At 71.9% G+C, this 18163-nt stretch carries 13 protein-coding genes; 5 read left to right on the forward strand and 8 right to left on the reverse strand.

What is annotated here, in order from left to right:
• Positions 1-66 precede the first annotated feature (66 nt).
• A complete protein-coding gene (locus tag ACWC5C_RS19725) occupies positions 67-2520 on the forward strand; it encodes a DNA gyrase/topoisomerase IV subunit A (RefSeq protein ID WP_450876879.1) in 2454 nt (817 codons plus the stop codon).
• A gap of 82 nt (positions 2521-2602) precedes the next feature.
• Here ACWC5C_RS19725 and ACWC5C_RS19730 read toward each other — a convergent pair whose 3' ends face one another.
• Entirely contained in the window at positions 2603-3007 is a 405-nt protein-coding gene (locus ACWC5C_RS19730; RefSeq protein ID WP_450876881.1) for a tetratricopeptide repeat protein, read from the reverse strand.
• A 156-nt stretch (positions 3008-3163) separates the two neighbouring features.
• Between ACWC5C_RS19730 and ACWC5C_RS19735 the strand changes: the two genes are divergently transcribed.
• The 3 genes from ACWC5C_RS19735 (at position 3164) to ACWC5C_RS19745 (ending at position 6649) form a co-directional block, all read left to right on the forward strand.
• On the forward strand, positions 3164-4162 hold the full coding sequence (locus ACWC5C_RS19735) for a sucrase ferredoxin (protein WP_450876883.1): 999 nt from the start codon (positions 3164-3166) through the stop codon (positions 4160-4162).
• 94 nt (positions 4163-4256) lie between these two features.
• Complete coding sequence (locus ACWC5C_RS19740) at positions 4257-5951, forward strand: ATP-binding protein (protein WP_450876885.1); 1695 nt, start codon at positions 4257-4259, stop codon at positions 5949-5951.
• On the forward strand, positions 5948-6649 hold the full coding sequence (locus ACWC5C_RS19745) for a DUF7342 family protein (RefSeq protein WP_450876887.1): 702 nt from the start codon (positions 5948-5950) through the stop codon (positions 6647-6649). Before ACWC5C_RS19740 ends, ACWC5C_RS19745 begins: the two co-directional genes overlap by 4 nt.
• A 14-nt stretch (positions 6650-6663) precedes the next feature.
• Here the strand turns inward: ACWC5C_RS19745 and ACWC5C_RS19750 are convergent, their stop codons facing one another.
• The 3 genes from ACWC5C_RS19750 to ACWC5C_RS19760 form a co-directional block, all read right to left on the reverse strand.
• Positions 6664-8271: a solute symporter family protein gene (locus tag ACWC5C_RS19750; protein ID WP_450876889.1), complete on the reverse strand. Its 1608-nt coding sequence runs from the start codon at positions 8269-8271 to the stop codon at positions 6664-6666.
• Positions 8268-8720 (reverse strand): DUF485 domain-containing protein, encoded by a 453-nt coding sequence (locus ACWC5C_RS19755; protein ID WP_385441035.1) that lies wholly within the window; start codon positions 8718-8720, stop codon positions 8268-8270. The genes ACWC5C_RS19750 and ACWC5C_RS19755 overlap by 4 nt, the downstream gene beginning before the upstream one ends.
• 202 nt (positions 8721-8922) lie before the next feature.
• Entirely contained in the window at positions 8923-11046 is a 2124-nt protein-coding gene (locus ACWC5C_RS19760; RefSeq protein ID WP_450876891.1) for a DNA gyrase/topoisomerase IV subunit B, read from the reverse strand.
• Between the two features lie 442 nt (positions 11047-11488).
• Here ACWC5C_RS19760 and ACWC5C_RS19765 point away from each other — a divergent pair, with 442 nt between their 5' ends.
• Positions 11489-11719 carry a DUF7455 domain-containing protein gene (locus ACWC5C_RS19765; protein ID WP_123103422.1) on the forward strand — a complete coding sequence of 77 codons (231 nt, stop codon included), beginning with the start codon at positions 11489-11491 and terminating at the stop codon, positions 11717-11719.
• Between the two features lie 118 nt (positions 11720-11837).
• Here the strand turns inward: ACWC5C_RS19765 and ACWC5C_RS19770 are convergent, their stop codons facing one another.
• The 4 genes from ACWC5C_RS19770 to ACWC5C_RS19785 form a co-directional block, all read right to left on the reverse strand.
• Entirely contained in the window at positions 11838-12668 is an 831-nt protein-coding gene (locus ACWC5C_RS19770; protein ID WP_450876894.1) for a S1 family peptidase, read from the reverse strand.
• Between the two features lie 242 nt (positions 12669-12910).
• Positions 12911-14482 (reverse strand): RNA polymerase sigma factor, encoded by a 1572-nt coding sequence (locus ACWC5C_RS19775; RefSeq protein WP_385441041.1) that lies wholly within the window; start codon positions 14480-14482, stop codon positions 12911-12913.
• A gap of 408 nt (positions 14483-14890) precedes the next feature.
• On the reverse strand, positions 14891-15841 hold the full coding sequence (locus tag ACWC5C_RS19780) for a FadR/GntR family transcriptional regulator (protein ID WP_385441043.1): 951 nt from the start codon (positions 15839-15841) through the stop codon (positions 14891-14893).
• 119 nt (positions 15842-15960) lie between these two features.
• Positions 15961-18033 carry an ATP-binding cassette domain-containing protein gene (locus ACWC5C_RS19785; RefSeq protein ID WP_450876897.1) on the reverse strand — a complete coding sequence of 691 codons (2073 nt, stop codon included), beginning with the start codon at positions 18031-18033 and terminating at the stop codon, positions 15961-15963.
• Positions 18034-18163 lie beyond the last annotated feature (130 nt).

The following is an 18163-nucleotide window of genomic DNA, read 5'->3' on the forward strand; positions in this document are numbered from 1 at the left end:
TCGGCGGACGGGGCCACAATGGTCCGCGTCAGATCCCGCTCTGCCGTTGAAGGAGCCGCAAGCGCGATGGCCCGCCGCAGCACGAAGAGTCCGCCGCCGGACGACTTCGAGGAGCGCATCCTCGACATCGACGTCGTCGACGAGATGCAGGGCTCCTATCTCGAGTACGCCTACTCGGTCATCTATTCGCGCGCGCTGCCCGACGCCCGCGACGGGCTCAAGCCCGTGCACCGCCGCATCCTGTACCAGATGAACGAGATGGGGCTGCGCCCCGAGCGCGGCTTCGTCAAGTGCGCCCGCGTCGTCGGCGAGGTGATGGGTAAGCTCCACCCGCACGGCGACGCGTCGATCTACGACGCGCTGGTGCGCATGGCGCAGCCGTTCTCGATGCGCCTGCCGATGGTCGATGGCCACGGCAACTTCGGCTCGCTGGGCAATGACGACCCGCCCGCCGCGATGCGTTACACCGAGTGCCGGATGGCCTCGGCGACCTCGCTGATGACCGAGTCCATCGACGAGGACACGGTCGATTTCTCGCCGAACTACGACGGCAGCGAGCAGGAGCCCGTCACCCTGCCCGCCGCCTATCCGAACCTGCTGGTCAACGGCACGTCCGGAATCGCCGTCGGCATGGCGACCAATATGCCGCCGCACAACCTGGGCGAGGTGGTCGCCGCCGCCCGCCATCTGATCAGGCACCCGAATGCCGACCTCGACACGCTGATGCGGCATGTGCCGGGCCCCGACCTGCCGACCGGCGGTCAGATCGTCGGGCTCGCCGGTGTCCGGGACGCCTATGAGACGGGGCGCGGCACCTTCAAGATCCGCGCCACGGTGGCCGTGGAGGACGTGACGCCCCGCCGCAAGGGCCTCGTCGTCACCGAACTGCCCTTCACGGTCGGCCCCGAGAAGGTCATCTCCAAGATCAAGGACCTCGTCGGCGCGAAGAAGCTCCAGGGCATCGCGGACGTCAAGGACCTCACCGACCGTGCGCACGGCCTGCGCCTGGTGATCGAGATCAAGAACGGCTTCAACCCGGAGGCCGTGCTGGAGCAGCTCTACAAGCTCACGCCGATGGAAGAGTCCTTCGGCATCAACAACGTGGCGCTGGTGGACGGCCAGCCGCTCACGCTCGGGCTCAAGGAGCTGCTGGAGGTCTACCTCGACCACCGCTTCGACGTGGTGCGCCGGCGCAGCGAGTTCCGCCGCACCAAGCGGCGCAACCGGCTGCACCTGGTCGAGGGGCTGCTCGTGGCCCTGCTCGACATCGACGAGGTCATCCGGCTCATCCGGTCCAGCGAGAACTCGGCGCAGGCCAAGGAAGCGCTGATGAACCGCTTCAGCCTGTCGGACGTCCAGACCCAGTACATCCTGGACACTCCGCTGCGCCGGCTGACCAAGTTCGACCGGATCGAGCTGGAGTCGGAGCGCGACCGGCTCAACGCGGAGATCGAGGAGCTGACCCGGATCCTCGACTCGGACGCCGAGCTGCGCAAGCTGGTCTCCTCCGAACTGGCCACGGTGGGAAAGAAGTTCGGCACCCCGCGGCGTACGGTGCTGCTGGAGTCCGCCGACGCCCCGCTGGCCGCGGTGCCGCTGGAGGTCGCGGACGACCCGTGCCGGGTGCTGCTGTCCTCCACCGGGCTGCTGGCCCGTACGGCGAACGGGGAGCTGTTCGCGGGCGAGGGGCAGGCCAAGCGCAGCAAGCACGACGTGATCGTCTCGGCGGTCCCGGCGACGGCCCGCGCGGAGGTCGGCGCGGTGACGTCGACCGGGCGGCTGCTGCGGCTCCAGGTCATCGACCTGCCACAGCTACCGGAGTCGTCCGCGCCCCCCAATCTGGCGGGCGGCGCGCCGATCGCCGAGTTCCTGTCCCTGGAGGACGACGAGGAGCTGATCTGCCTCACCACTCTGGACGAGTCCTCACCGGGGCTCGCCATCGGCACGGAGCAGGGCGTCGTCAAGCGCGTGGTCCCGGACTATCCGGCCCACAAGGACGAGCTTGAGGTCATCGGCCTCAAGGAGGGCGACCGGATCGTGGGCGCGGTCGAGCTGCGCACAGGCGAGGAAGACCTGGTCTTCATCACCGACAACGCGCATCTGCTGCGCTACCCGGCCGGGCAGGTGCGGCCGCAGGGGCGCGCCGCGGGCGGCATGGCGGGCGTCAAGCTCGCTCCCGACGCGAAGGTGATCTCTTTCACCGCGATCGATCCGGCGGCCGACGCGGTGGTGTTCACCGTCTCCGGTGCGCACGGCACGCTCGACGACTCCGCACAGCAGACGGCCAAGCTCACCCCCTTCGACCAGTACCCGCGCAAGGGGCGTGCCACGGGCGGGGTGCGCTGTCAGCGGTTCCTCAAGGGCGAGGACTGTCTGGTGCTGGCCTGGGCGGGCGCGACCCCGGCCCGCGCGGCGTCGGCCACGGGCGCCCCGGTGCCCCTGCCGGAGCCCGATCCGCGCCGGGACGGCTCGGGAGTGCCGCTCGACAAGCCGGTGGCGGTGGTCGCCGGGCCGGTGTAGGACCGGCGGAAAGCGAGTCGTCAGGGGCGCGGCACCGGATGGGTGCCGCGCCCCCGCGCGTGCGGCCACCGCCGGGCACCCCCTAGTGTCCGGCTCCGTTACGCCGGGCCCGCAGCTGCTGGAGCGCGACGCGGGCGCCGGGGTGGCCTCGGTCGGCCGCCTTCCGGAAGTGCCGCTCCGCCTCGGCCGGATCGCCACGGTCCAGATGCAGGGTGCCGAGCACCACCAGCGCGGTGAGGTCCCCGGCGGCGACCGCCTTGCCGAGCCAGTGCAGGGCCTCCGGGTACGCACCGCGGTTGCCGAGCCCGATCCCGTAGACCGTCATGCCCTCCCGGTCACCGGTGAGCGCCGCCTGCCGGGCGAGTTCCTCGGGGATCGGCCGCCCCTCGGCGTACGCCGCCCGCACCCTGGCCTTCAGCGCCGCGTCCAGCCGCCGCGTCCCGCGCTTCCCACGGCGCCCGCGCCACCGCGCCCACAGTCCGCGCATCAGACCCCCCTCCGCCCCCGGAGCGCCATTCTCCCGCCGTCCCCGCCCCTGCGGAACAGGCCGCGCCCCCGGGGAAACCGGACCATCTCGCTCCCCCGTCACCCGGATTCCCCCGCCCGTGCGCGAAGCTGATCGACAGAGGTTAGGCTTACCTTCGTGAGCACGTGCACGACCGCTTCCCGGGATCTGTCCGAGCCTCTCGCCGGGACGGCGGCCACCGCCCCCACCTGGCTTCTTCTCGAACAACCGGGCCCCTGGGGCACCGAGGCCCTCACGGCCAGCCGTCTGGACCCGGCCGTGGGGCGCGCCCTGGAGCGCGCCGCCGAGGGCACCGGTGTCCGGGTGGCGCTGATCCGCCGGCCCGGCCGCCATGCCGACCTGCACGCGGGCAGCCGTCACCGGGTGTTCGTGGCGCACACCCGGCCCGGCCGCTCCTGGATCCGTACGACCGCCCTCGCCGACCCGGGGCGGCTGCTCGACCTGGACTTCGCCGCGCTGGGCGCGGGCGACCCGGGCGGGCTGGCCGGTGCGGCCGACGACGCTCCCGCGGAGTTGCCCGACGACGCCCACGGGGCGTGGGAGGAGTACACCGGCGATCCGCTGGTGCTGGTGTGCACCAACGGCAAGCGCGACCGCTGCTGCGCGCTGCTCGGCCGCCCGCTGGCCGCCGAGCTGACCTCCGCCGGGGTGGAGGGCACCTGGGAGATCACCCACATCGGCGGCCACCGCTTCTCGCCGACGCTCGTCGTCCTGCCGCACGGCTACGCCTACGGCCGGACCACCGCCCAGGACGTCAAGGACACCCTGGCGGCGCTGCGCGAGAACCGGGTGGCCACCGAGGGCTGCCGCGGCCGCTCCGCCTGGGAGCGGCCCGGTCAGGCGGCCGAACTGGCGGTCCGCGAGCTGACCGGTGAGGACGGGGCCGACGCGCTGACCGTCGTACGGACCGAGAGCGCCGCCCCCGCCTGGTCGGTGACCGTGGCGCACACCGACGGCCGGGTGTGGCGGGTGAGCGTCGCGCAGGTGGCGGCCGCGCCGCCGAGGCAGCAGAGCTGCGGTTCGCCGCTGGGCTCCCCGGCCCGGATGGACGTGGTCGGCATCCACGCGGTGCGGCCCGCGCGCGACGGACGGACGGTCGCGCTCGGCGGACGCTGACAGACCGCGCCCCGGCCTCCCCCGCCGCGCCAGGAAGCGCGCCGGGGGTACTGGCGCGGTCCCCGCGCCGCGCCCTTCGTTACCCTTCGTTGCCATGAGCGCCGCGATACCGCCGGGGCCGCCCTCCGCGCCCACAAGGTGGCGCATCGGCTGGCCCCGACGCGTCTTCTCCCAGGTGCTGCTGATGCAGCTGGCCATCGCCACGGGTGTCACCGTGCTAGCGACCGGGCTCTTCCTGCGCCCGCTCGGCTCCCAGCTCGACGACCAGGCCATGCGCCGGGCGCTGGCCATCGCCCAGACCACCGCCACCGAACCACGGCTGGTCACGGCGCTGCAGCACACCCGCCCCACCAGGGGCGGCCCGGTCCAGGCCGCGGCGGAGCGCATCCGCCGGTCGACCGGCGCCGAGTACGTCGTGATCATGGACCGGCGCGGGGTCCGCTGGTCGCACACCTCCCCGGACGAGATCGGCAAACACGTCTCCACCAGCCCGGACGACGCCCTCGCGGGCCGCGAGGTCATGCAGATCGACAACGGCACGCTCGGCCGCTCGGCCCGTGGCAAGGTGCCGCTGCGCGACCGGGACGGCCGCATCGTGGGCGCCGTATCGGTCGGCATCGCGTACGAGACCGTGCGCGGCCGATTGCTCGGCGCGCTTCCCGGGATGCTCGCGTACGCGGGCGGCGCGCTCGCCATGGGCGCCCTGGCGGCCTATCTGGTCTCCCGCAGGCTGCAGCGGCGCACCCACGACCTCGCCTTCTCCGACATCTCCGCGCTGCTCGCCGAGCGCGAGGCCATGCTGCACGGCATCCGCGAGGGTGTCGTCGCGCTCGACGCGCGGGGCCGCATCCGGTTGATGAACGACGAGGCGCAGCGGCTGCTGGATCTGCGCGCCGAGGACACCGGACAGCCGCTGGAGGCGGTGCTGCCGCCCGGCCGGACGACCGATGTGCTCGCCGGGCGGGTCACCGGCGCCGATCTGCTGACCGTCAGCGGCGGCCGGGTGCTGGTCGCCAACCGGATGCCCACGGACGACGGCGGCGCGGTGGCCACCCTGCGCGACCGCACCGAGCTGGAGCGGCTCGGCCGCGAGCTGGACGGCACCCGCGGGCTGATCGACGCGCTGCGCGCCCAGGACCATGAGCACGCGAACCGGATGCACACCCTCCTCGGCCTGCTCGAACTCGAACTCCACGAGGAGGCGGTCGAGTTCATCACCGAAGCGGTCGGCGTCCACCGGGCCACCGCCGAGCAGGTCACCGAGCGGGTGCACGATCCGCTGCTGGCCGCCCTGCTGGTCGGCAAGGCCACCGTCGCGACGGAGCGCGGGGTGTCCCTGCGCATCGCCGGGGGCACCCTGCTGCCGGACCGGCTGGTGGACCCACCGGGCCTGGTGACGATCGTCGGCAACCTGATCGACAACGCGCTGGACGCGGCGGTCGGTTCGGCCGGGCCCATGGTCGAGGTGGAGCTGTGCGCTGACGACCGTACGGTGCTGCTGCGGGTCTCGGACACCGGGCCCGGCGTCCCCGCCGACCGGCGTGATCTGGTCTTCACCGAGGGCTGGTCCACCAAGAAACCGCCCGCGCACGGACAGCGCGGCATCGGTCTCGCGCTGGTGCGCCGCCTCGCCGAGCGCCAGGGCGGCAGCGCGCGGGTGGCCGACCGCGACGGCGGCGGCGCCGAGTTCACCGTCGTCCTCCCCGAGGCGCTGACCGAGGAACCCGCCGAGGGACCGGCCGGGGACCCGGTCGAGGCGCCGCTGACCCCGACAGGAGAGCCCCGATGACATCGGACACCGGCCCGGGCGGCCTCATCGAGGTACTGGTCGTGGACGACGATGTGCGGGTCGCGCGCGTCAACGCGGCGTACGTCGGGAAGGTGCCGGGCTTCCGCGTCACCGGGCAGGCGCACACGGCCGCCGACGCGCTGGCCTTCCTGGAGCACGGCCACGCCGATCTCGTCCTGCTCGACCACTATCTGCCGGACGAGACCGGGCTCGCGCTGGTGGGGCGGCTGCGGCAGCTGGGCCACCACACCGACATCATCATGGTGACCGCCGCCCGCGACATCGGCACCGTCCAGGCCGCGATGCGCAACGGCGCGCTGCAGTACCTGGTGAAGCCGTTCACCTTCGCCGGGCTGCGGGCCAAGCTGGAGGGCTACGCGGCGCTCCGGCGCGCCCTGGCGGGCGGTGGCGAGGCCGGGCAGGACCAGGTGGACCGGATCTTCGGCGCCCTGGGCGGCGCCTCGGCCGGCCCCGCCGAGCTGCCCAAGGGCCACTCGGCGCTCACCGCCGACCTCGTACGGGAGGTGCTGCGCGGCGCCGACGGCCCGCTGTCGGCCCAGGAGGTCGCCGAGCGCGCCTCGCTCAGCAGACAGACCGCCCAGCGCTATCTGAAGCTCCTGGAGCGCACCGGCCGGGTACGGCTCAGCCTCAAATACGGCGAGACCGGCCGCCCGGAACACCGCTACGACTGGGTCTGACCGGGGGCGCCGGCTCAGGCCGCGCCCGCCCCCGTGAGGGCCCGTACCTCCGTCTCCGCGTGCCGGGCCGCGTGCCCGCGGGCGTCCGCCGGCTCGCCGGAGAGGACCGTGCCGAGCCATCCGGCGAGGAAGCCGAGCGGGACCGAGACCAGACCCGGGTTCTGCAGCGGGAACACGTGAAAATCCACCCCGGAGAAGATCGCGTCGGGGCCGCCGGAGACCACCGGGGACAGCACCACCAGCACCACCGCCGGGACCAGCCCGCCGTAGACCGACCACACCGCACCGCGCGTGGTGAACCGCCGCCAGAACAGCGAGTACAGCAGGACGGGCAGGTTCGCGGACGCGGCGGCCGCGAAGGCGAGCCCCACCAGGAAGGCCACGTTGAGGTCGTCGGCGAGCAGCCCGAGGCCGATCGCCGCCGCCCCGATCCCGACCGCCGCGACCCGCGCGACCGCGACCTCACTGCGCGGTGTGCGGTCCTCGCGGCGGCTCAGCGAGGCGTACAGGTCGTGCGCGACGGAGGCCGAGGAGGCGAGGGTGATCCCGGCGACGACGGCGAGGATGGTGGCGAACGCGACGGCGGCGACGATCGCGAACAGCACCGTCCCGCCGGTCGACCCGGCGCCCCCGCCGAGGTCGAGCGCGAGGAGCGGCACGGCCGTGTTGCCCGCCGCGTTGGAGCTGCGTACGGCGTCGGTGCCCAGCACGGCGGCCGCGCCGAACCCCAGCACGATCGTCATCAGGTAGAAGCCGCCGATCAGCCCGATCGACCAGATGACGGACCGCCGGGCGGCCGGGGCGGTCGGCACAGTGTAGAAGCGCGAGAGGATGTGCGGCAGCCCGGCGGTGCCCAGGACGAGGGCGACGCCCAGGCTCACGAAGTCCAGCCGGGCGGTCCAGCCGTCCCCGTACGCGAGGCCCGGGGCGAGGAAGTCGGCGCCCTGCCCGCTGTGCAGCGCCGCAGTGCTCAGCAGGCTGTCGATGTCGCCGTTGAAGCGGATCAGGACGAGCACGGTGAGCGCCACCGCGCCGCCCATCAGCAGGACGGCCTTCACGATCTGGATCCAGGTCGTGGCCCGCATCCCGCCCAGCGCGACGAAGACCACCATCAGGGTGCCGACGCCGATGACCGTCCAGGACCGGGCCCGGGACCCCGTCTCGTCCAGCAGCAGGGCGACCAGGCTGCCCGCGCCGACCATCTGGGCGACCAGGTAGAGCACGCAGACGGTGACCGAGGAGACGCCCGCGGCGATCCGGACCGGGCGCTCGCTCATCCGCGCGGCCAGCACGTCGGCGAGGGTGAACCGGCCGCAGTTGCGGACGAGTTCGGCGACCAGCAGCAGCACCACCAGCCAGGCCACCAGGAAGCCGACGCAGTAGAGCACCCCGTCGTAGCCGAAGAGCGCGATGAGGCCGGAGATGCCGAGGAAGGAGGCGGCCGACATGTAGTCCCCCGCGATGGCGAAGCCGTTCTCCATCGGGGAGAAGAGCCGCCCGCCCGCGTAGAACTCCTCCGGGGAGCCCTGCCGGCGGCGGCTCGCCCAGGTGGTGATCGCGAGGGTGGCGGCCACGAAGACGCCGAAGAGCAGGAGCGCGAGGCTCTGCTGATTGCCGGTCACCGCCCGTGCCCCCGCATCATCTCCTGCGTCACCCAGCGCAGCTCCAGCGCGACCCGGTCCCGGCGCAGCCGTGCGTGGCGGGCGTAGGCCCAGGTCAGCAGGAAGGTGGTGGCGAACTGGGCGAGGCCCGCGACCATCGCGACATTGAGCGATCCCGCCACCGGACGGGCCATCACACCGGGCGCGGTGGTCGCCGCGACGACGTACGCGAGATACCAGAGCAGGAAGGCGGCGGCCGCGGGGAAGACGAAGCGGCGGTAGCGCCTGCGCACCTCCTGGAAGGCGGCGCTGCCGTGCACCTCCGTATAGACCTCCTCGGCGGCGGGCGGACGGGCGCGCCGGGGCGGGGCGGCCGTCTCGTCCGGCCCGTCCCAGCCGGAGGCGAGCGCGTCGTACCAGGGATCGTCCAGCCGGGCCGCCCCGGCATCGCGCGCGTTGTGCATGTCCACCCGAAAGCTCCTTGTTCACTGCCGCGTTGGCGTGCCCAAGGATGGACAGAGGGACAAGATCCCGGATACTCCAATACCGGACGTTCACCCCATCAGGTGACTCAGGTGATGAACAACCCGGAATCGGTGTCAGGTGGATTCCTGGTGGAAGGCGTCCCTCCACCCGGGGGTGGAGGGACGGCCGCCTCAGATGCTCCGCGACTCAGACGTCGATGCGCGACCGGTCCAGGGTCGCCGCCGAGTTGGTGATGAACTCCTTGCGCGGCGCGACCTCGTTGCCCATGAGCAGGTGGAAGGCCTGCTCGGCGGCCTCCAGGTCGCTGATGTTGATACGCCGCAGGGTGCGGTGGCGCGGGTCCATCGTGGTCTCCGCGAGCTGGTCGGCGTCCATCTCACCGAGACCCTTGTAGCGCTGGATGCCGTCCTTGTAGCGGACCCCGCGGCGCTCCAGGTCCAGCAGCGTCTCCCGCAGCTCGTTGTCGGAGTACGTGTAGATGTACTTGTCCTGGCCCCGCTTCGGGTTGACCAGCTCCACCCGGTGCAACGGCGGCACGGCCGAGAAGACCCGCCCCTGCTCAACCATCGGCCGCATGTAGCGCTGGAAGAGGGTGAGCAGCAGACAGCGGATGTGGGCGCCGTCGACATCGGCGTCGGCGAGGAAGATCACCTTGCCGTAGCGGGCCGCGTCGATGTCGAACGTACGGCCCGAACCGGCTCCTATGACCTGGATGATCGATCCGCACTCGGCGTTCTTCAGCATGTCCGAGACGGACGACTTCTGGACGTTGAGGATCTTGCCGCGGATCGGCAGCAGCGCCTGGAACTCGGAGTTCCGGGCGAGCTTGGCCGTACCGAGCGCCGAGTCGCCCTCGACGATGAACAGCTCGCTGCGGTCCACGTCGTCGCTGCGGCAGTCGGCCAGCTTCGCGGGCAGCGAGGAGGACTCCAGCGCGGTCTTGCGGCGCTGCGCCTCCTTGTGCTGGCGGGCCGCGATCCTGGTGCGGGCCGCGGCGACGACCTTCTCCAGGACGGCGCGGGCCTGCTGCTTGGCGTCCCGCTTGGCGGAGGTCAGGAACGCCTTCAGCTCCTTGGCCACCACGTTGGCCACGATCCGGGAGGCGGCCGAGGTGCCCAGCACCTCCTTGGTCTGCCCCTCGAACTGCGGCTCCGCGAGCCGCACGGTCACGACGGCGGTCAGGCCCTCCATGACGTCGTCCTTGACGACATCGTCCTCCGCGACGCGCAGCAGCTTGGCGGAGCGCAGCACCTCGTTCACGGTCTTGGTGACCGAGCGCTCGAAGCCGGAGACATGCGTGCCGCCCTTGGGGGTGGCGATGATGTTCACGAAGGACTTGGTGGTGGCGTCGTAGCCGGTGCCCCAGCGCAGCGCGATGTCGACACCCAGCTCCCGGGTGACCTCGGTCGGCGTCATGTGGCCGCGGTCGTCGAGGACCGGCACGGTCTCCTTGAAGGTGCCCTGCCCGGACAGGCGCATCACGTCGCAGACGGCCTTGTCCTGGGCGAGGTACTCGCAGAACTCGCTGATGCCGCCGTCGTAGCGGAACGTCTCCTCGACGGGCCCGTCCCGGCCCTCGAGGGACCGCTCGTCCCGTACGACCAGCGTCAGGCCGGGCACCAGGAAGGCGGTCTGACGGGCGCGGGCGTGCAGGTTCTCCAGGGAGAGCTTGGCGTCCTTGAGGAAGATCTGCCGGTCCGACCAGTAGCGGATGCGGGTGCCGGTGCGGTTCTTGGGAACCCGCTTCCCCTTGAGGAGACCGCCGGAGGGGTCGAAGGGGGCGTCCGTTCCGGATTCGGTGAAGATCCCGGGGACGCCGCGCCGGAAGCTGATCGAATGGGTCTTGCCGTCCCGGTCCACCTCGACGTCGAGACGGCTGGACAGCGCGTTCACCACGGAGGCGCCGACGCCGTGCAGACCGCCGGAGGCCGCGTACGAGCCTCCGCCGAACTTGCCACCGGCGTGCAGCTTGGTCATCACGACCTCGACGCCGGACAGCCCGGTCTTGGGCTCGACGTCGACCGGGATGCCCCGGCCGTTGTCCCGCACCTCGACGGAGCCGTCGTCGTGCAGGTTCACCTCGATGCGGTCACAATAGCCGCCCAAGGCCTCGTCCACCGAGTTGTCGATGATCTCCCAGAGGCAGTGCATGAGACCGCGGCTGTCGGTCGATCCGATGTACATGCCGGGGCGCTTGCGCACCGCCTCGAGCCCCTCGAGGACGAGAAGGTGCCGCGCGGTGTAGTTGGATCCGCCCCGGTCTGCTCCGGTGAGCAGCGCAGTGGACGGCACGGACGTGTCGGCGGTCACGCGGTTCGCTCCTCGCTGAATTTCTTTTGGCCCGACTATGGGCACGATGGTGGCACGGGTCGCCCGTCAGAGCGTACCGAGGCCTGATAGAGCCTTCGTGCCGCCACCCGTGAAACGACCATCCTAGTCCAGACAGCGCCCGTTTCGCTCGTACGTTCGATAGCCCGTTTGGCGTGAAGCACACATCACGTTCCCTTGGAGGCATGAACCATTTAGGCTCCGGGCACGTCCTCATGAACAACCGGCAACCCGGCCGGGAGGACAAAACCCGACAAGCGACGTGAATCCGTAAACCAACGTAATACGGCTCATTCGCCGCCAACCGTCACCATCCGGCCCACTCAGAAGCAATTTTTGAGAAAGAGCCACGAGCGGGAACGATATCGGGCTGGTTGGATGTTGACCCTGGTACGACAGCTCGTCGAGCTAGAGAAGAGGCGACGTGACTACTGTTCTGACCCCCGCGAGCCCGCTGACGGCCGCTGACCGCTGCGACCGCTGCGGCGCCCAGGCATACCTGCGCGTCGTCCTGATGAGCGGCGGTGAACTGCTCTTCTGCGCCCACCACGGACGCAAGTTCGAGCCGGAACTCAAGAAGATCGCCGCGGAAATACAGGACGAGACCGAGCGGCTGACCGCCGCTCCGGCGTCTGCGTCGGACGACGAACGCTGACGCCTCGCGCCACGACGACGAGCGAAGCCGGCCAAGGGCCGGATGTCGGGCGGCCCGCCCCAGCCAGGGGAGGGTCGCCCGCGCTCGTGTGTCTGAGGCGCCCGTCCATCCGGCCGTCTCAGACATGCGCGGCCACCAGCGACACCACCGCCGAGATCCGTGTGTAGACGCCCGGCCGCCCGGCCACCGCACAGCCGCTCCCCCAGGACACCAGGCCCACCAGCCGCCCCCCGGCGACCAGCGGACCCCCGCTGTCCCCCTGGCAGGCGTCCCGGCCACCCCCCGGAACCCCGGCACAGACCATCGAAGCCGACTGGTAATCGCCCTCCGCGTTGCCGGGATAGGCGCTCCGGCACGTCGAGTCGGCCAGGATGCGCACCTCGGTGGCCCGCAGCGTCAGCGCGTAGCTGCCGTCACCGTCCGTGTCGCCCCAGCCGTACACCAGCGCCTGACCCCCGACCCGGTACCCCGGATCCCCGGCCCGCGCCATCGGGATGACGTAGGCGGGCGGCAGCGGCCGCCCCAGGGTGAGCACCGCGAGATCACCGGCCCGGTCGTCGGCCTGGTAGGCCGGATTGACCCACACCTTCGCCGGCGCCATCTCCACCCCCCGGGCCCCCCGCAGATCGTTACGGCCGACGATCACCCGAAGGTCCCGTACCTCCTGCCACTTCTTGCCCAGTACCGCCCGGCTCAGGCAGTGCGCGGCCGTGATGACCTTCGTGGGGGTGACCGCCACACCCCCGCAGAACTGCCCCGAGCGCTTCGCGCCGAACAGCTCACGGCTGGCCAGCGCGATCGCCCAGGGCGCCTCGGCCGTACGGACCTGGTGACCGCCCACCACGGCACGGTCGGCCGTCGCCGGGGCGGGCGCGACGAGCAGCAGCGCGAGCGCGGCGGCGAGCAGCATGGCGGAGCGGGTGGAGAACGAGGGCAGCGACCTACGCATGCAGCCTCCTGACCGTACGGGGCGAGTCGCCCACCCAGCGTCACCCCGCCCGGCGCGGTCCGCATCCTGGGGTGGTCCAACCGGGGTGGCCGGTCCTCGGCCAACCGGGTGGTTCGCTCCAGGGCCGCGCCCGAGCGGCACTCGGGCAGCACTCGGGCAGCACTCGGGCAGCGCGAAGGCCGGGCCCTCCGAAGAGAGACCCGGCCTTCGTGTGGCGCTGTGCGCTGCGGTGGTGGCCCGTCTTAGTCCAGGTAGTCCCGGAGGACCTGGGAGCGGGACGGGTGGCGCAGCTTCGACATGGTCTTGGACTCGATCTGGCGGATGCGCTCACGCGTCACGCCATAGACCTTGCCGATCTCGTCGAGCGTCTTCGGCTGACCGTCGGTGAGGCCGAAGCGCATGGACACCACACCCGCCTCGCGCTCGCTGAGCGTGTCGAGCACTGAGTGCAGCTGCTCCTGGAGCAGCGTGAAGCTCACGGCGTCGGCCGGGACGACGGCCTCGGAGTCCTCGATGAGGTCACCGAATTCGCTGTCGCCGTCCTCACCCAGCGGGGTGTGCAGGGAGATCGGCTCACGGCCGTACTTCTGGACCTCGATGACCTTTTCAGGGGTCATGTCCAGCTCCTTGGCCAGCTCCTCCGGGGTGGGCTCACGGCCCAGGTCCTGGAGCATCTGACGCTGCACCCGCGCGAGCTTGTTGATGACCTCGACCATGTGCACCGGGATACGGATGGTGCGGGCCTGGTCGGCCATGGCGCGCGTGATCGCCTGGCGGATCCACCAGGTCGCGTACGTCGAGAACTTGTAGCCCTTGGTGTAGTCGAACTTCTCGACGGCGCGGATCAGACCCAGGTTGCCCTCCTGGATCAGGTCCAGGAAGAGCATGCCGCGGCCGGTGTAGCGCTTGGCCAGGGAGACCACCAGACGGAGGTTGGCCTCCAGGAGGTGGTTCTTGGCGCGGCGGCCGTCCTCGGCGATGATCTCCAGCTCGCGCTTGAGCTTGGGTGCGAGCTTGTCGGAGTTGGCGAGCTTGTCCTCGGCGAACAGACCGGCCTCGATCCGCTTCGCCAGCTCGACCTCCTGCTCGGCGTTGAGCAGCGGGACCTTACCGATCTGCTTCAGGTAGTCCTTGACCGGGTCGGCCGTGGCACCGGCCGCGGCGACCTGCTGCGCCGGGGCGTCGTCCTCGTCCTCGTCGGAGAGCACGAAGCCCGCGTTCTCCGGCTCGGGCTCGGCACCCTCGGGGGTCGGCTTGCCCGGCGCCGGCACCTCCTCGATGACGTCCTCGGCCTCGAGGATCTCGTCGGTGACGTCCTTCTTGGTGGTCGTCTTCTTCGCGACCGTCTTCTTGGCCGCGGCCGTCTTCTTCACCGCCGCCTTCTTGGCGGTGGTCTTCTTGGCGGCGGCCTTCTTCGCGGGGGCCGCCGAGGCATCCTCGGCCGGGCCGCCCGCGGCGGTCGCGGGAGCGGCCGGAGCGGCGGGGGCCTTCTTGGCGGCGACCGTCTTGGCCGCGACGGTCTTGGTGGCGGTGCGCTTTGCCGGGCTCTTCGCTGCGACGCTCTTGCGGGTGCGCTTGGGCGCCTCTGCGGCACTGACCATCAGCGTCACACCCTCCTCGTCGAGGATCTGGTTGAGGCTGCGCAGAACGTTCTTCCACTGGGTTGGCGGAATCTGGTCAGCCTCGAAGGCCCGACGCACGTCATCGCCGGCGATCTGCCCCTCAGCCTTTCCCCGCTCGATGAGCGCCATGACAGACTCGGATTCGGCGATCTCCGGCGGGAGCGTACGGGATGTGCTGGCCGACACGAACAACCTCTCGGAACGTTGGAAACGGCTTCCGGCCCCGTCCGCTGTGGACCGGAGCCGACGACCGCCGGCAGGGATGAACCGACGGCGCGCGGGCGGAGTGCGGAGAAGTACAGCGTCGCGACCGACATCCGTATTCCCTCCGCGGCTGCCACCTCTTTAATCATCGCGCTGCCCCAAAGAGCGTTACGCCCAATCGTCGTGGCCCGAGTCACACCACATATCGGTCTTAATACCCACCCAACGGGACAGATAACTCCGAGTTGATCACCCACTGCCCCTGGGCGGCTCTCCCGGTCCGCCCGAACTGCGTCTCATGTCACGCCGCGCGCCGCCACGCTTTCCGCGCCGCGCCGCCGAACCCGCGGGCGGGATCCGGCGACGCCGCTCCGTACGCCGACAGGCCGGGCCGGGTCAGTGCTCGCGCGGCGCGGGCACCCCGACCTCGGCGTGATCGAGGTCCGGGTGGACGGTCAGAAGCTGGCGCATCGCCCCTTCGGCCGCCGCGGCGTCGCCCGACCCGACCGCCTCGACGATCCGGCGGTGGTGGCCGACACTCGCCTCGGTGAGTCGGTCACAGCCACTGGCCTGGGAGCCGGAGACGTGGAGGGCGGCGGCGACGATGCCCGCCAGGTGCTCCAGCATCCGGTTGCCCCCGACCTGGAGCAGCAGGGCGTGGAACTCGGCGTCGGCGCGGGAGAAGGTGAGGGTGTCGCCCTGGGTCAGCGAGTGCCCCATGATCTCGGCCATGTCGGCCAGCCGCTGCTGCACGTCCTCACGGCCGTGCCCCGCGGCGAGGCGCGCCGCGAGCGGCTCGATCGTCCAGCGCAGCTCGCACAGCTCGCGGCGCTGGTCGTCGCGCTGTGGCCCGAAGGCGCGCCACTCGATGATGTCCGGATCCAGCAGGTTCCAGTCGCTGACCGGGCGGACCCGGGTGCCGACGTTGGGGCGGGCACTGACGAGGCCCTTGGCCTCGAGGACGCGCAGCGATTCCCGGACGACGGTGCGGGAGACCTCGAAGCGCTGGCCGATCTCCTCCGGGACCAGCGGGCGGTCGGCGCCCAGGTCGCCGGAGACGATCATCTGGCCGAGCTGCTGGACGAGTTGGCCGTGCAGCCCGCGGCCCCGGTTGCCGGCCGTGCGACGGCCCACCCGGCCGATCTCCGCGTCCGCGCCGTCCCAGGAGGGGGCGCTGCCGCGGTCGGCGCCGGGGGCGTCGGCGTAGGAGTAGCGGTCAAGCTCGCCCGAGCCGGCGAGGCCGGAGTCGGCGGGGCGAGCCGCGGTCATGGTGGTGTGCGCAAGGGTACTCACGCATCCTTTGTCGGCGACGCTCCGGAGGCCCTTGAGGTCTTTGGTGAAAAGCACACGAAAGGGTGATCGCCCATTACCTCACAATTGACGCTGATTCGGACAGAAAGCAGCACCCTTCACCGAAGTCGCGACCACTTCATGAGCCGCATCCGCACAACCACTTCCGGGGTCGCCTACGGGCGGGCTCTTCTGCCGCGCAGCCCGGTGAGGGCGTAGGCGAACAGCAGCACCGCGACCGACAGCATCAGGGCCTGGCCCACGGGCTGGCCCGCGAGCCGCAGCACGGCCGCCACTCCCCGGTTGAGCACGGACGGCGGACGGTCCAGCGCCACGGCCCGCAGCCGGTGCGGCAGCGCGACGAGCGCGTGCAGCGACGGCTCCTCCATCGCGCGCCGGACCACGGGAACCGCCAGGATCGGCACCGCGAGGAGCGTGGCCAGCCCGAGCGCGGTGGACCGGAAGACGCCCGCGGCGAGCAGCCCGGCCCACGAGCAGCCGATGGTGAGGCCGAAAACGCTCGCCATCAGCACCGGCCAGTCGCTCGGAAGCGGCACCGCGTCCCCGCCGACGAGCAGCAGCAGCGCCGCGCTGTCGAGGACGATGGCGCCGAGCGACAGCAACGTGGCCGCGACCGCGCAGACGACGAACTTGGCCGCCAGCAGACCGATCTGGTGCGGTACGGCGTCCCGGGCGGGGGCCAGTGCCGGATAGCGGAACTCATCGCCGAAGGCGAGGGCGCCCAGTAGCCCGGCGGCGATCGCGATGGGCGGCAGCGGGAGGTCGGCGGGCCAGCCGGTGAGCCGGTGCAGCTCCCCGGCGCCGCCCTCACGGGCGAGGAGAACCGAGGCGAGGAGCGAGATGGCGAGCGCCACGGCACCGATCAGCCAGCCGCTCCGCACTCCGGTGGCACGGCGCAGTTCGTAGCGCATCGGCCAGGCGGGGCCGGGGAGCCGGAGCCTGTGGAGCACCCGGGGCGCCGTGGCCTCGGGGTCGCGGGCGCGGACTCCCGCGGGGGTCGCGGGCCCCAGGTCGGCGGTCTCCTCGACCAGCCGGTGCACCACGATGCCGTGGCGGTAGGCGGCCTCGCCGACGGAGGCGCCGGGGAGGCCGTAGACGGAGATGCGGGTTTCGTCGTCCCGCACTACGGAGAACGGGTCGGCGACCGGCTCCCCCTCGGCCTCGGGCTCCGGGTCGGCCACCATGGCACTCGCGGGGGCCGCGGCGGCGGGCGCCGGAACAGGGACCGTGGCGGGGACGGGTACGGGGACAGGGACCGTGGCGGGCTCGGCATCCGCCTCGGGAACGCTGACCCCCGTGGGCACGGCGTCGCCCTCGGCCTTCCCCGTGTCCTTGGCCCGGCCCAGGCCGCCGATCCTGGCCTTCACCTTGGCCTTGACCTTGATCCCGGCCTTGCCCTCCCCCTCGGCCGCGGCCTCTTCCGCCTCGGCGTGAGCCGCCGCTTCGGCCGCCGCAGCACGCTCCGCCCGCCGCTCGGCCTCCGCCGCCTCCCGGAGGGCGTGCGCCTCGTCCTCCAGGACGGCGGCCAGCCGCCCGGCGAGCGGTGAGCGGACGACGATGCGGGGACGCAGCCGGGTACGGGCGAACTCGTCGACCGGCTGATCGGCCACCAGCCGACCCGCTTCCAGGGTGAGGACGCGGTCCGCGACCCGGGTGACCCCTTCGGCGTCCTCAGCGGTGATCAGCACGGCCCCGCCCTGTTCGGCGAATCCGCGCAGCAGTCCGTTGAGCCAGTCGATCTCACGGGCCGACAGACCCCGGCCCGGTTCGTCCAGCATCAGGGTGTGCGGATCTCCGAGCAGCGCGGTGGCGATGGCGAGGCGGCGCTCCATCCCGAGGGCCAGGTCGCCGAGGCGCTCGTCCGCCAGGTCGGTGAGGCCGACGACGTCGAGGACGACATCGGCGCGGGCGGCGGGCACCCCGGCGGCGGCTCCGAGCATTCTCAGATGACCGCGCACGGTGCGTCCCGGATGGCCCGGGACATCGTCGAGGAGGACGCCGATCTCACGGGCCGGGCGCCGGATGCGGTGCAGGGGGCGACCCCGGAAGAACACGGAGCCGTGACCCCGGTCGAGCTGCAGCAGCAGCCGCAAGGTGCTGGTCTTCCCGGCGCCCGGGCCGCCGAGCAGGGCGGTGACACGACCCGGCGGGGCCTCGAACGTGAGGTCGTCGATGGCGGGCGCGTGGTTGCGGCGGCGGGCGCTGGTCAGTCCGGTGGCCTGGATCATGGCTTCTCCCGCGGGGCATGGAACCGCTCGGTGGCACGTGGGGACTGGTGACGTACCGGAGCACGGTAACCCGCTATGTCCTATTTCGTCGGCACATACACCCCCTGACGAGTCGTCGTGTCACAGGCCG

This window comes from Streptomyces sp. NPDC001700, from assembly GCF_053596435.1.